The organism is Ruegeria sp. K3 (assembly GCF_056531845.1).
Genome location: NZ_JBQFMM010000001.1, coordinates 237,640 through 250,960, shown reverse-complemented (window position 1 = coordinate 250,960; position 13,321 = coordinate 237,640). Strand labels below are relative to the sequence as shown.

Annotated in this window: 13 protein-coding genes; 5 read left to right on the top strand and 8 right to left on the bottom strand. The window is 59.1% G+C overall.

Annotation, left to right across the window (positions count from 1 at the left end; all coding sequences use genetic code 11):
• Positions 1-51: 51 nt before the first annotated feature.
• Complete coding sequence (locus ACR0MP_RS01185; protein ID WP_480885583.1) at positions 52-1,017, bottom strand: pirin family protein; 966 nt, start codon at positions 1,015-1,017, stop codon at positions 52-54.
• A gap of 256 nt (positions 1,018-1,273) precedes the next feature.
• Between ACR0MP_RS01185 and ACR0MP_RS01180 the strand changes: the two genes are divergently transcribed.
• Entirely contained in the window at positions 1,274-1,762 is a 489-nt protein-coding gene (locus tag ACR0MP_RS01180) for a peptidase associated/transthyretin-like domain-containing protein (protein ID WP_170397223.1), read from the top strand.
• A 6-nt stretch (positions 1,763-1,768) separates the two neighbouring features.
• Entirely contained in the window at positions 1,769-2,365 is a 597-nt protein-coding gene (locus tag ACR0MP_RS01175) for a ferric reductase-like transmembrane domain-containing protein (RefSeq protein WP_480885879.1), read from the top strand.
• Positions 2,366-2,392: 27 nt separating this feature from the next.
• Here the strand turns inward: ACR0MP_RS01175 and ACR0MP_RS01170 are convergent, their stop codons facing one another.
• Genes ACR0MP_RS01170 through ACR0MP_RS01160 form a run of 3 tightly spaced genes read right to left on the bottom strand, consistent with a single transcriptional unit; the run spans position 2,393 to position 4,935 of the window.
• Positions 2,393-2,737 (bottom strand): 5-carboxymethyl-2-hydroxymuconate Delta-isomerase, encoded by a 345-nt coding sequence (locus ACR0MP_RS01170; protein WP_480885581.1) that lies wholly within the window; start codon positions 2,735-2,737, stop codon positions 2,393-2,395.
• A gap of 56 nt (positions 2,738-2,793) precedes the next feature.
• On the bottom strand, positions 2,794-3,720 hold the full coding sequence (gene argF, locus ACR0MP_RS01165) for an ornithine carbamoyltransferase (RefSeq protein ID WP_480771627.1): 927 nt from the start codon (positions 3,718-3,720) through the stop codon (positions 2,794-2,796).
• Positions 3,721-3,747: 27 nt separating this feature from the next.
• Complete coding sequence (locus tag ACR0MP_RS01160; RefSeq protein ID WP_480885579.1) at positions 3,748-4,935, bottom strand: acetylornithine transaminase; 1,188 nt, start codon at positions 4,933-4,935, stop codon at positions 3,748-3,750.
• A 294-nt stretch (positions 4,936-5,229) separates the two neighbouring features.
• Between ACR0MP_RS01160 and ACR0MP_RS01155 the strand changes: the two genes are divergently transcribed.
• Complete coding sequence (locus ACR0MP_RS01155) at positions 5,230-6,120, top strand: DMT family transporter (protein ID WP_480885577.1); 891 nt, start codon at positions 5,230-5,232, stop codon at positions 6,118-6,120.
• Here the strand turns inward: ACR0MP_RS01155 and ACR0MP_RS01150 are convergent.
• Positions 6,102-6,905: an ABC transporter permease gene (locus tag ACR0MP_RS01150; protein ID WP_480885575.1), complete on the bottom strand. Its 804-nt coding sequence runs from the start codon at positions 6,903-6,905 to the stop codon at positions 6,102-6,104. The two genes, ACR0MP_RS01155 and ACR0MP_RS01150, sit on opposite strands and share 19 nt — an antisense overlap.
• A 126-nt stretch (positions 6,906-7,031) precedes the next feature.
• On the opposite strand from ACR0MP_RS01150, the gene ACR0MP_RS01145 reads away from it, so the two are divergent.
• Positions 7,032-7,601 carry a GcrA family cell cycle regulator gene (locus ACR0MP_RS01145; RefSeq protein ID WP_170397240.1) on the top strand — a complete coding sequence of 190 codons (570 nt, stop codon included), beginning with the start codon at positions 7,032-7,034 and terminating at the stop codon, positions 7,599-7,601.
• 53 nt (positions 7,602-7,654) lie between these two features.
• Here the strand turns inward: ACR0MP_RS01145 and ACR0MP_RS01140 are convergent, their stop codons facing one another.
• From ACR0MP_RS01140 to ACR0MP_RS01130, 3 genes are all read right to left on the bottom strand, one after another.
• Positions 7,655-8,746: a Hint domain-containing protein gene (locus tag ACR0MP_RS01140; RefSeq protein ID WP_170404224.1), complete on the bottom strand. Its 1,092-nt coding sequence runs from the start codon at positions 8,744-8,746 to the stop codon at positions 7,655-7,657.
• 110 nt (positions 8,747-8,856) lie between these two features.
• Positions 8,857-9,933, bottom strand: a complete 1,077-nt coding sequence (locus tag ACR0MP_RS01135; RefSeq protein ID WP_480885572.1) for a DUF2235 domain-containing protein — start codon at positions 9,931-9,933, stop codon at positions 8,857-8,859.
• Positions 9,911-12,202 (bottom strand): xanthine dehydrogenase family protein molybdopterin-binding subunit, encoded by a 2,292-nt coding sequence (locus tag ACR0MP_RS01130; protein ID WP_480885570.1) that lies wholly within the window; start codon positions 12,200-12,202, stop codon positions 9,911-9,913. Before ACR0MP_RS01130 ends, ACR0MP_RS01135 begins: the two co-directional genes overlap by 23 nt.
• A gap of 177 nt (positions 12,203-12,379) precedes the next feature.
• Between ACR0MP_RS01130 and ACR0MP_RS01125 the strand changes: the two genes are divergently transcribed.
• The gene (locus ACR0MP_RS01125) at positions 12,380-13,279 is read left to right on the top strand and encodes a phytanoyl-CoA dioxygenase family protein (RefSeq protein ID WP_170404230.1); all 900 of its coding nucleotides are present in this window, start codon (positions 12,380-12,382) and stop codon (positions 13,277-13,279) included.
• Positions 13,280-13,321 lie beyond the last annotated feature (42 nt).

The window sequence follows — 13,321 nt, the reverse complement described above, 5'->3', positions numbered from 1 at the left end:
GTCCCTGCAAGGATCGCCGGGATCGTTCAACGGAGCCAGCGTGACGTTAGGTCAGACGCGGCCGCGTCTGGGTCGGGTGCGTTCGAGGTCTTCCGAGATCGGAATGAACTCCTGATCATCACCGGGCGGCAGGTGGAAGGCGCCGTTCGCCCAGTCGGCAGTTTTCCATTCGCGTGTGGCCGTTTCTATCTTCTCCCTCGAGGAGGAGACGAAGTTCCACCAGATGTAGCGATCTTCGTTCAGGGTTGCACCGCCCAGCAACAACAGCCGCGCACCCAGTGGTCCGGCCTTCACGGACAGGTGATCGCCGGGGCGGAAGACCATCATGCGACCCGCCTCGAAGCTGTCGCCTGCGATCTCGACCGAGCCTGTGGTGACATAGACACCGCGATCCTCGTGATTGTCGGGCAGCGGGAAGGAGGCACCCGGTTCGAGCTGGACGTCGAGATAAAAGGTCTCGGACAGCATGGTGACCGGGCTGGTTTCGCCATAGGCGGAACCAAGGATCAGGCGGGCGCTGACGCCTGCATCCTGAATATGGGGCAACGCGCCCTGTTTGTGGTGTTCGAAATCGGGGGCCATATCTTCGTGCGTTTCGGGTAAGGCGATCCAAGTCTGGATGCCAAACAGGCTGTGTTTCTTGCCGCGTGTTTGGTCACTGGTACGTTCGGAATGGGTCACACCACGCCCAGCGACCATCCAGTTGACCTCGCCGGGATAGATCATCTGATGCGTGCCGAGACTGTCGCGGTGTTCAAACTCGCCCTGATATAAATAGGTCACGGTACCCAATCCGATATGGGGATGCGGCCGTACGTCAATGCCGCCTTCGGTGATAAATTCGGCCGGACCCATTTGGTCGAAGAAGATGAAGGGTCCGACCAGTTGCCGTTTGACCGAGGGTAGCGCGCGGCGCACCTCGAACCCGCCCAGATCACGGGCACGGGGGATGATCAGGCTGTCTAGCGCCGGGTTCTCGGACCGGCAGTCGGGGGTATGGGTCGGATTCCAGCTCATTCTCGCTCTCCCTTGGGTCAGGATCTGGCTTGGGCTTCAATATGTTTGATAATGTGGAATATAGTATGATTTGATATCGGGCATAGCGCATGAGTGCACATATACAGTGCACGATGGGCGGAAACGGCGGCAACGCTCACGTGACGGTGATGAAATGACCCGATCTTCAGACCAGCTTAACTCGGCTTTCGCAACAAACGTGCTAGATTGAGTGTCAGGCCAGACACCATGCCCGTTATCGAAAGGAGCCCTCGCGATGTCGCACGTTCTTCTTACCCGCCGCAGCGCGTTGGTTACGGCGGGCTGTTTTGCAGCGCTAGGCACGGCCGGGCTGACCACGCCCGCGCGGGCGCAGGGCGTTGCACCGACCCCGTCCATGCGGGGCGGATCGAACAACTATCGCCCCGGCGCCCCTATTGTGCAGCGCATCGGCGGCGGAGGTTTCTGGATGACCGGCACCGTACGCCGCGCAGGCGACGGAGCCCCCTTGCCCGGACAGCGTATCCAGATCTGGGCGCATACGACCGAGGGGCACGAGCGCGACCAGCGCAGCCATGGGGCGACGCTGACGGATGCGAACGGTGAATTTCGGCTTGAGATGCCACAAATCGTGCCCGCCTTTGGCCAACCGCACGGGCATCTGGCCTATGACAGCGGCGAATTCGAAACGGTTTTCCTACGCCCGGTGATGTCGAGCGCGAAGGATAAAACGCTTGCCGCGCATTTCGTCTTGCAGCCTGCCTGATACGTGTTGAGGCGCATACTGATCTGGGCAGCGTTGATTGTCGCCCTTCTGGTGCCGGTTATCGCGGCAGCATTCAGCCCTTATCTGGCGTGGCGCGAGCCGATCTACATCCTAGCCGGGTTTGCGGGCATCGTCGGGATGTGCCTTCTGCTGATGCAACCCTTGCTGGCCGGACGCTGGTTGCCTGGGCTTTCACCTGTGCGCAGCCGCTTATGGCACAGGCGGTGCGGTCTGGCCCTTGTCGCAGCGATCGTAATCCATGTGGGCGGTTTGTGGATCACGAGCCCGCCGGATGTCGTGGACGCGCTTCTATTCGTATCAGCCACACCCTTTTCCGTCTGGGGTGTGATCGCGATGTGGACGGGTTTTGCTGCAGCAACGATGGGTGTTCTGCGGCTACGCCTGAACCTGCGATTTCGGCTCTGGCGTCTGGGTCACGCCGGACTGGCAGTGGTGACCATACTGGGCAGTGTCGTACACGCCCTGATGATCGAGGGCACGATGGAGATCATGACCAAGATCGCATTGTGTGTGCTGGTAGTTCTGGCGTGCGTCGCTACGCTCGCCAGATTACGGATCTGGGATGTGACCCGACGCGTTTAAACATCCCATACGCATGCCGGGGCCGAATCAGGCCGACAAGCGTTTGGCATAGGTCGCGCGATCTATTTCAACATCCCGCACGGTGATACTGCCGACTGAGGGAGCAGATGTAGCCAGAACATTCAGAATGATCGCGTTCAACTCGGCGCGCGTCGCCTCATCACGGCCCTGCAGCAACAAGAGCGTGGCATGAATGAACGTCTGCGGTTCGGTCCCGATGCAGAAATACGGAAACGAGGTGGCACGGATTTTGAGTGTTGGGGCATCGAATTCTTCATGCACGGCGAGCACGGAATAGAGCTGCTCACAGATGGCTTGAAAATCATGAGTTTTTTCGAGCCCGGCAGAGAATTCCAGAGTGATGTGTGGCATTGGTTGCTCCGAGATTTGAGAGAGCCATCTATGGCTCTCCCAGATTGCTGTCGGCCTCAGACGCCCAGACACCAGCGCATCACGGCTTTTTGCGCATGCAGGCGGTTTTCGGCCTCGTCAAAGATCACCGAGTTCGGGCCGTCCATGACCTCGGATGTGGCCTCTTCTTCGCGGTGCGCAGGCAGGCAGTGCATGAACAACGCGTCTGGCTTGGCATGCGACATCAGCTCGGCGTTGACCTGATAGGGCCGCAGCATGTTGTGGCGGCGCTCCTTCGCGGATTGAGAATCGTGCATTGAGACCCAGGTGTCGGCGACCACGAGGTCGGCCTCTTCAACAGCTTTGTGCGGGTCCCGTTCGATCACGATTTTCGAGCCCTTCTGGCGTGCAAGCCCCATGAATTCTTCTTCTGGATCCAGCTGCGCCGGGCCGGTGAATGTCAGGTCGAAACCGAATTGACCGGCGGCATGCAGAAATGAAGCGCAGACATTGTTGCCGTCGCCGGTCCAGACGACCTTTTTTCCTGCGATGGGGCCGCGATGCTCTTCATAGGTCAGCACATCGGCCATGATCTGGCAGGGATGTGTACGATCGGTCAGACCATTGATGACGGGAACGTCCGAGTATTCGGACATCTCGGTCAGGATGGTTTCATCAAAGGTTCGGATCATGATCATGTCGACATAGCGCGACAGGACCCGGGCGGTGTCGGCGATGGTCTCGCCATGGCCCAGCTGCATGTCCTTGCCGGACAGTACCATAGTCTGCCCGCCCATTTGGCGCACGCCAACATCGAAGGACACGCGGGTCCGCGTTGATGGCTTTTCAAAGATCAGCGCAACCATGCGGCCTGCCAGAGGCTGCTCATCGTCGGGGGCGGCTTTGGGACGCCCAAGGCGCGCCTGTTTCATCGCGCTGGCCTGATCGATCATGTTCCGCAGATCACCTGCGTCAGTTTTGTGGATATCAAGGAAGTGGTTCATTTTAATTCACTTTTCAATCAGGCGAGTTCAGGCCGAAGCCATTGCGTTTTCGACTTGTGCCGCAGTTTTCTCGAGGCGGATCAGGGCTTGTGCGATGTCATCCTCGGTGAGGGTCAGCGGCGGCAGTAGGCGGATCACGTTATCTGCGGCGGGGACCGTTATGACCTCGTTGTCATAGCCAGCGTTGACCACGTCGATATTGGCGGGTTTGCATTTCAGGCCAAGCATCAAACCTGAGCCGCGCACCTCCTCGAATACTTCGGGGTGGTCCGCGATCAGGCCTTCGAGCTTCTGACGCAGCAGGCCTGCCTTGCGATTCACACCTTCGAGGAAGGCCGGAGTAGCGACCTGATCAATCACCGCGCAGCCAACGGCACAGCCCAAGGGGTTGCCGCCATAGGTCGAGCCGTGGGTGCCTGCCGTCATGCCGCTGGCGGCCTCTTCGGTGGCCAGAACCGCACCCAGAGGAAAACCGCCGCCGATGCCTTTGGCGACCATCATGATATCCGGCGTGATGCCGGCCCATTCATGTGCAAAGAGTTTGCCGGTCCGCCCAACGCCGCATTGGACTTCATCGAGGATCAGCAAAAGGCCGTTATCATCGCAAATCTGGCGCAAGGCTTTCAGCTCTGCATCCGGAACGGGGCGGATGCCGCCTTCGCCCTGAACCGGTTCGATCAGGATGGCTGCCGTGGTGTCGGTGATGGCGTTGGTGACACCGTCGAGGTCTCCGAATGTCAGATGGACAAAGCCTGGCAGCAGCGGGCCGAAACCTTTGGTCATTTTCTCGGACCCGGCGGCGGCGATACCCGCCGATGACCGGCCATGGAATGAGCCGTCGAAAGTGATGATCTCGACCTTCTCGGGCTGACCTTTGTCATAGAAATACTTGCGGGCCATTTTGACGGCCAATTCGCAGGATTCGGTGCCCGAATTGGTGAAGAACACCGTATCGGCAAAGGTGTGTTCCACCAGCTTGTCCGCCAGTGCCTGCTGTTGCGGGATGTTATAGAGGTTTGAAACATGCCACAGCGCATGCGCCTGTTCCGTCAGGGCCGCCACCAGCGCCGGATGCGCATGACCCAGCGCGTTTACCGCTATGCCCGCGCCCAGATCCAGAAAACGTCGGCCATCCGACTCGGTCAGCCAGGCGCCTTCGCCCTTCACGAATGTCAGGGGCGCGCGGTTATAGGTCGGCAGAACGGACGGGATCATCGGATCATCCTTTTCGAATAGCTTGAGCCCTGTGAGTGATACACTGGGGCCATGGTCGTCAACTGATTTGGTGGGGTTTGCGCGGATTTGGACAGCGCAAATGGATCAAACGGGCCGATTATGCGGTCAGGCGTCGGCGTCGGAGGCGCAGGGTATGTGCGGTATTGATCATGTGAGGCCGTATAGCGGGGTGCACCGGGTCTGAAAACCCCGTTTTTGCGATCGGGGCAAAAATCATTCTGAGACCGGGATTTACCGCTTGTCATTTACCCGACGCTGGCGCACGGCTGAACCATGACACCGATACGTCAGAATCCTGCCCTTGCGGCCCTGCTGATCCTTGCGGCCAGCGCCCTTCTCGCAGGGACCACATTGCTGGCGAAAGCACTGGGGACGGATGTGCTTGGCCCTGCCCTGCATCCGATGCAGATCAGCCATGGACGGTTTCTGTTTGCCTTTCTGGTAATCGTGACAGCCGTCGGCATCATGCGCCCCCGCCTGAGCCGCCCGCATTGGGGTCTGCATATCGGACGGACAAGCTTTGGCTGGCTGGGGATCACGCTGATGTTTGCATCCGTTGCTTTCATACCGATTGCGGATGCGACGGCGATCTCGTTCCTGAACCCGGTCTTTGCCATGATGTTGGCGATCCCGCTGCTGAAAGAAGGTGTCGGCCCGTGGCGCTGGTTAGCCGCCTTCGTAGCCTTGATCGGTGCTTTGGTTCTGTTGCGTCCAACGCCCGCTAGCTTTCAACCCGCTGCATTACTGGCCCTGACCGCAGCAGTGATAATTGGAATGGAACTGATCTTTATCAAAAAGCTCTCGGGCCGAGAAATACCGATCCAGATTCTGCTGATCAACAATGCGATGGGTCTGACCATTGCGACAGTCGCGGTAAGTTTCGTTTTCCAGATGCCGACGCCTCAGCAATGGGCGGCGCTGGCTTCGATTGGTGTGCTAATGGCCTGTGCGCAGGCTTGTTTCGTCAACGGAATGGCGCGGGCGGATGCCTCTTTTGTGGCACCGATCAGCTACGCCACCCTGATCTTCGCTGCCGTCTACGATTTCGCGGTATTCAAGGTGATACCGGATGGGATCAGCCTGATCGGCTCGGCCATCATCCTGACCGGAGGTCTGATTCTGGTCTGGCGCGAGGCGATACACCGTCAGGCCTTGAGCCGGTAGCCGGTGCGCAACATCTGCCAGGTCAATCCTCCAACCAACAATGTCGCGCTGGCGCAGATCGCCATGCCCAACCAAGGAGAGTTGTCGGACACGCCGATCATCCCATAGCGCAACCCGTCAATCAGATAGAAGACCGGGTTCGCATGGCTTAGCCGATTGAGCACTGGCGGTAGCGCCTGTACAGAATAGAAAGTGCCGGACAAGAAAGCCAAAGGCGTGACGATGAAGTTGGTGATCGCCGCCATCTGGTCAAACTTGTTGGCAAAAATCCCGGCAAAAAGCCCAAGCGCGCCCATGAACGCGCCACCTAAAACCACGAATATCAGTGCGATCAGCGGGTTCTGCGGCACGATGCCCAGAACCAACGCCAGAGCGATTGCGACAACAAGGGCGATCAGGATTCCGCGGGCGATGCCTCCGGCCAGATAACCCAACAGGATTTCCAGCGGCGATAGCGGCGGCATCAGCGTATCGACGATATTGCCCTGAACCTTGGCGATCACCATCGATGACGATGTATTGGCAAAGGCGTTCTGAATCACGGTCATCATCATGATGCCCGGTGCCAGAAAGGTCAGAAACGGCACCCCCATCACATCCGGTCGGCTGGGACCAATGGCAATGTTGAAGATCAGCAGGAACAGGCCTGCCGTCACCAGCGGTGCCAGCAGGGTCTGCGTCCACACGGCCAGAAAGCGCAGGGTTTCGCGCTGCGCCAGTGTATAGAGGCCCATCCAATTCACCGCGCCAAAGCGGCGTGCGTCGTGATCCATGAGATTATGCATGCTCTGCCCCATACCTGATTCGAAGACCGCTTGTAACTCGGGCCGCAGTGTTTAGAATAGGGCGCTGAGATGATTTCCCAAGGCGGCCCGAATCCGGGGCCGCTTTCCGCTTTTGAAAGGCAAATGATGTCCTGGACTGACGAGCGTGTAGAGCTGCTGAAAAAGATGTGGGGCGAGGGCCAGTCGGCCAGCCAGATCGCCAAGGAACTGGGCGGCGTGACCCGCAATGCGGTGATCGGCAAGGTGCACCGTCTGGGTCTGTCGAATCGCGCCACCGGTGCAAGCCCGGCAAAGGCCGAGCCTAAGGAAAAACCGGCCCCCGCGCCCAAGGCCGAGGCCAAACCGAAACCGACACCCAAGACTGAACCGGCCCGTCCGGTGCCAGCCCCCGAGGCCAAACCGGTCACCCCGGCCCGTCGCCAGATCATACCCGCCGGCCAGCCGCTGCCTCCGCAACCGTCGGCCAATGAGATCAGCCCCGAGGCTTTGGCCAAGGTCAACGAGATTGAAAAGAAGGCCAAGAAGCTGTCTTTGATGGAGCTGACCGAAAAGACCTGCAAATGGCCTGTCGGCGACCCCGCGACCGAGGATTTCTGGTTCTGCGGCCTGCCCGTCGAGGCAGGCAAACCCTATTGCGAAGCGCATGTGGGCGTGGCGTTCCAGCCGATGAGCTCGCGCAGAGATCGTCGGCGGTAATTCTTAGACATGACAGCGGGGGTTGGCCTTGGTTGGCCAACGCCCTATCAACATTAGTCTGCAGAACGGGTGCTTTCCGTATAGTCGGATAGCAATGATCGGGCGTGTTGAGCGTGGCGCGACAACAGCTGTTTCTGACGCGCGTTGTCCGGCACCAGATAACTGGTATCCGAGAGGCCCCCGGTCGAAATGCCCGAAAACAATACAGTAAGTTCCTCGACCATTGCAGGAGGGAGTGAATTCAACGCTTCCTGTCCCATCAGCAAGCTCTCGGTCGGGGCACCCTCGGCGATAATCACTTCGTGCGTCGCCAGGACCAGATGGAAATACGTGACGCTGTCTACGGTTTCATCGACATAAATCCCCGGCAGATCGGTCAGCCTTATCGCGGCGACCAGAACCTCAGAACGACCGAACATGCGTTTCACAATCGCCGAGGACACCAGCATGCGATGCTGACGCGAGACAAGCAGATCACGTCGGGGCAGGCCTTGTCCAAGTGCGCCCGCGCAAATTCGCACTGGATAGAGTTTCGGATTGCGGCGCAACTCGCGCGCAGTGAGTGAACGGCGCAAGATCTGCAGCAAAGGCTGGTTGCCACCCCGCGCCAGCAAAAGCAACTGGCCAGGCTTCAGATCTTCTACCGGCACCGGACCCAAATCAGTGGATACGAGTGTGCCCGCAGTCAGACAGGGGATGCTGCCCGGGGTGGGATCGGTATTGACTGTATATGTGCCGCCATTGTCGGTCGAAATCAGGGAATCGCCAGCGCCGGCCTGCCCGATGACTGTGGATTGCATACCATTGGCCGGGCCAGTGTTCGCAGTGATCGGGCCGGGACTTGGAGGATCGCTGAAAGAATTAAACTGATAAACCGTTGTCCCTTCGGAAAGCGAGATACCATTGGTTTTACCCAATCCGTTAAATGTCCCGGAACTTGTCGTGTCGATGACATAGATATCGCGACCGGCAACCGTTGTCGGCGTGATACCGGCCAGAGTATTGGTGGTTCGGATCGAGCCATTGCTCAAATAGATCGTCACGACCAACCCCGAGACATCCGTACCAGCGTCAACCGCGACCTCAATAAAATCCAGGGTCGGGCCACCTAAGTATTTGAGCTCAGAAAAGTATGGATCCGGCATAAATCACATGTCTTTCGATGATGCTAAGACGTCCACCCGGCACTGACGGGACAGAAATGCTGTGGCTGCTGTTGATACAACTTTCATAGGAAGGCAAGCTGTTGCTTCTGTTACTGCGCCGGATGCGAAGGCAGATTTGGCATCGGCACCCATCGGGGTAGTTCCTCGGGCGAAACCGAGACATGCAGTTTCTCTGACCGGTCACGCCCTACTTTGCGATGCTTGCGCAGCAGGAAAATCTTACCCCAGCCACGCCAGGTGCCCACGGATTGCGCATGCGGATCGGTAGGGAAACGGTCGTGCCAACCTTCGGGCAGGGGCAGGCCGTGCAGCTCGGCCTTGTCCAGCATCCAGATCAGGGAGATGTTGCTGAGGGGGCGGGCCTCTTCGAACCCGTTCAGCTGGCCGCCAACATCGCCGTGGGTGCCGCGGAACCAAACCTGCTCGATGTGGCCTTTGAAGTCAGGCGTGCATTTCCACAGCACCGGCTCGAACACTTCGCGGGTCTCGTCCAGCGCCATGGCGTGATAGCCGTGGCGGGTGGCAGGGCCAAGCTGGTGGTTGTGGAAGGCATGGCGTTCCTCGGCCCAGCGCCAGAGCAGCGGAAGGCGCAGGCCCAGCGCCTTGACCGTGTCCCAGACGCCGACCATCTCGATGGCGACATCCTCGTGACAGAACTCCCGACGAAAGACCGCCGCCGCTTCGCCATTGGCGTTACATTCATAGTGTCGATAGGCCTGTTTGATATTGCGGACAGTGGCGTGTTCGGCCTTGAGCAACCCGATAGCATCGATCACGCCCGCAAGGCTGCGGACCCCGTATGCGCCGCGCGAATAGCCGATGAAAAAGATCTTGTCGCCGGGTTTGTAACGCGAAGCCAAATAACCATAGGCCCGACGAATCTGACGGTTGATACCCCGCCCCATCATCACGTCCATAGTGGACTTCCAGCTTTCCCACTGCACGCCGGATTCGTAGAAAACCGAAACCTGGCTGCCCATCTCGCAGCACAGGCGCAGAGTCTGGCCCGCGTGGGTTTCCCGCCCTGCTTCAAGCGTCGACATGGTGCCGTCAAGAATGATGACATGGCTGACAGGTTCGCGGTGGCGCGTTTCGGCCGAGTGCTCGGACCGCAGAGGCCGTCCGAGCCATCCCAGTACCTTTCTACTCAGCCGCGACAGAACCATGCGTCAACAATTCCCAAACTTTGTGAGGTGTGAAAGGCATATCCGCCTGCCGCACCCCGTGATCCCAGAGCGCATCCTGTACCGCGTTAGCCACTGCGGCCAGTGCGCCCACGGTGCCTGCCTCGCCACAGCCTTTCATCCCCATCGGGTTGGCGGTTGACGGAACCGGCGCCGAGGTAAACTCTATCATGGGTATCTCAGCAGCGCGGGGCAAGGCGTAGTCCATGAACGAAGCCGTGAGCAGTTGCCCCTCGGCATCATGAACAACATGCTCGGTCAGTGCTTGACCGATACCCTGAACCACGCCGCCATGCACCTGCCCCTCGGCCAGCATCGGGTTGATAAGATTGCCGAAATCCTCCACCACCGTGTAGCGGTCGACCCATGTTTCACCAGTGAAAGAATCGATAACGACTTCGGCAACATGTGCGCCGTTTGGATAGCTGCGTGCATCTAGCGTGGCGCGGGCTTCGTGCTGCAACAGATCGGCGCGCCCGTCTGCGCGCGCCATCTCGGCCGCCTCGGTCAGCGTGGGGGTCAGGTTGGACCCGGGTGCGCGGAAGGTTTCATGGTCGAAGGTCACATCGATTTCCTCGATACCCATCTTATCCGCAAGATAGGGCGTGAATGCGGCGATCATCGTATCAACTGTGACCAGTGTCGCGTTGCTTTGGGTCGTGACCGAGCGTGAACCGCCAGTCCCGCCGCCCTGCGCCAGCCTGTCCGTGTCGCCTTGCACAACATTGATCAGGTGCGAAGGAATCCCTGTCTGGTCCGATAGGAACTGGGCATAGACGGTCTCGTGCCCTTGCCCATTGGACTGAGTGCCGACATAGAGGTTCACCGTTCCGTCCTCGCAAAACTCGATCTTCGCGCCTTCGGAAGGGTCTCCCAAAATACTTTCGATATAGTAACAAAGCCCCTGACCCCGGATCAGACCGTTTTCGGCATCCGCCGCCTTGCGGGCCTCGAAGCCCGTAGTCTGTTCGGCGGCGCGGCTGAGGACCATGTTGAACTCACCCACATCATAGGTTTCGCCGGTTGCGGTCTTATAGGGGAAGGCTTCGGGTCGGATGAAATTCTTGCGCCGCAACTCCCACGGATCAATCCCCATCTCACGCGCAGCACGGTCCATGACGCGTTCCAGCACATAGATCGCCTCGGGTCGCCCGGCACCGCGATAGGCGTCGACCTGCGTGGTGTTGGTGAAGAATCCTTCGACCCGCAAGTAGGTGGTCTGAACATCGTAGACACCCATCAAAACCTTACTGAACAGGTTGGTCTGGATCGCCTGCGCGAAATGGCTGTTATAAGCGCCAAGGTTGATCTTGCTGTGAACCCGATAGGCGGTGATCTTGTGATCGGCATCAAAGGCGAGCTCCGCCAGTGAGGTCAGGTCGCGGCCGTGGTGATCGGACAACATCGCTTCGGACCGGTCCGACATCCAGTGCACCGGCTGGCCCAGTTTCATGGCAGCAACGGCAACGGTGAAATATTCGGGATAAGGCATCGCCTTCATACCAAATCCGCCGCCGACATCTGGCGTAGTAACACGGATCGCCTCGGGGTCCAGTTTCAGCTTTTGTGCCAGTTGCGCTTTCATCCCCCAGACACCCTGCCCGCCATACGAGAAATGCATACGGCCACCCGACCAATCGGCCTGACAGCCACGCGGTTCGATCGAACTCACGATGACCCGGTTGTCATGCACGTTCAGCGCGACGGTGCGCGCCGCTGCCTGAAAGGCGGCATTGGTCGCCTTCTCATCACCCAAGCCCCAGTCAAAGGCGCGGTTGTCGGGGGCTTGTGGATGCAAAGGTTCGCCACCCGCAGCGACATCCATCTTGACCGGCAGGTCTTCGGTTTCCATCCAGATCAATTCGGCTGCATCGCGGGCCTGTAACAACGAGTCGGCAATGACGACCGCAACGGGTTCTCCGACGAAACGCGCGCGGTCCTTGGCCAGCATGTTCCGCTCGGACGCAGCGCCTTGACTGCCGTCGCGGTTGGCGACTGTAGTCGCGTTCATCACCGTATCGATCCCGGCAGCAGTCAGATCTTCCAGCGTCATGACCAAGCGCACCCCATCCGCTGTACGTGCATCTTCAAGGTCCAGCGACGTGATCGTGGCATGCGCCACCGGGCTGCGAAAGAATGCTGCGAACAGCGCATTCTCGGGCACAGAATCGTCCATGTATTGCCCCTGCCCGGTCAGAAACCGCTGGTCCTCGGTCCGTTTGATGGGCTGGCTTTTGCCGAATTTTTCCATGAGATGATCCTCTGGCTGCCTGAATGCGCGACCCTAGCGTGAAGCAGGACCTTGTCCAGTGGCTGAGAAAATTAACTCCGCACGGTCTGAAAGCGACATTCATGTCTGGAAACAGCGTTGCGCGCCGATCTGGGCCGCGCCTAGGCTGAACCTAAATTCAGTCGAGTGGAGGTTTCCATGCCCAAAGAAATCAAGCTGACGAATGGCCGATTGGACAGCCAAAGTGCCGAGGCCTATTGGGATGATGGGTTTATATTTCCGATCCCCGTGTTCTCTGCCGCAGAAGCCGCCGGGTACCGTGCCGAGTTGGAAGATGTCGAGGCCAGCTGGCGCGAGGCTGACCTGCCGCTACCCCTGAACATGTACAAACGCATCAACGCGCATGTGGTGATGCCATTCGCCACTCGCATCGCGTTGGACCCGCGCGTTTTGGACGTTGTCGAAGGTGTTTTGGGCCCAGACCTGCTGTTGTGGTCGGCTGAGCTGTTCATCAAGGAACCGCGCACGACGCAAGTGGTGGGCATGCATCAGGACCTGACCTATTGGGGCATGGGTGAAACCTCGGACCAGTTGACCGCCTGGATCGCCCTATCCCCTGCGACGGTTGAGAGTGGCTGCATGGATTTCGTGAAGGCCAGCCACAAGAACCCGATCCTGCCGCATAATGATACGTTTTCCGACAACAACCTTCTGTCGCGTGGGCAAGAGGTAGCAGTCGATGTCGCGGAGGAAGACAAAACCCATATCGAGTTGCAGCCCGGCCAGATGTCGCTGCACCATGGGCTGACCATTCACGGGTCAGGGCCGAACGTATCTGATGATCGTCGAATTGGCCTGGCTATCCGTTATCTCAACCCCAATGCGCAGCAAAAAGTGGCGGATCGCGACTATGCCATTCTGGCGCGGGGCGAGGACCGGGTGGGGAATTTCATCCATATCCCTGAGCCGACCGAGCTGTTTGCTCCTGAGGCGCTGGACCTGCACGCGCGCATCCGCAGCGATCAGGCCAAGGCGATGGGGCAAGGGGCCAGCGAAAAGCTGGATCTTTATGCGCCCGCCCCATCAAATCCCGGCTGATCATTGCAGGACCGCCGCGCAGGGCCTTCCCCTTCCTGCGTC